We start from the raw sequence: 534 nt of genomic DNA, 5'->3' as shown, positions 1-534 counted from the left end.
CGGCTCCGGGGCCGAGAGCCCCGGGCGGTCAGCTCTCCTGCTCGTCGTGTCCGGAGGTGAGGCGGCGGCCGGTGATCTGCTCGGCGCGTACCACGATGTAGTGGTCGTGGTTGCCCGGTGCCCAGGTGCGCAGGGGGAGTGCGGACAGGCGTTCGATCTCGTCCGGTTCGCGGACGGCGCGGGCGGGTCCGACGGTGGTGACCGACCAGCCGGTGCGGGTGGTGTGGTCGAACTCGTCGGCCTCGAAGGCGACGATCGCGTCGCCGGCCGCGGCGGCGAGTTTGGAGCCGATGCCGGTGCGGATCACGATGTCCTCACCGTCGAGGACGAAGTTGACCGGTTGTACCGCGGGCAGGGCCCGGTCGGTGAACACGATGCGCCCGATCGAGGCCGACGCCAGGAGCGCGACGCACTCCTGGCGCGAGAGGATCTGCAGACCTGCCGAGTCGAGCTTCATACCCTCCAGGCTGCCCGTCCGCCCCGCGACGACGTTAGGGACCAAAGTCCCCTGCATCACCGCCGATCTGCCCTCAG

At 70.6% G+C, this 534-nt stretch carries 1 protein-coding gene; it reads right to left on the bottom strand.

The features are described 5' to 3' along the window. Positions 1-28 precede the first annotated feature (28 nt). Positions 29-534, bottom strand: a 506-nt coding sequence (locus tag ACTOQ2_RS44080) for a pyridoxamine 5'-phosphate oxidase family protein (protein WP_440108025.1), incomplete at its 5' end; no start/stop codon positions are given.

The sequence above is a fragment of the Streptosporangium sp. H16 genome (assembly GCF_051918855.1).
In the GTDB taxonomy this organism is placed as follows: Bacteria; Actinomycetota; Actinomycetes; order Streptosporangiales; family Streptosporangiaceae; genus Streptosporangium.
This window is presented reverse-complemented; position numbering and strand designations above follow the sequence as displayed.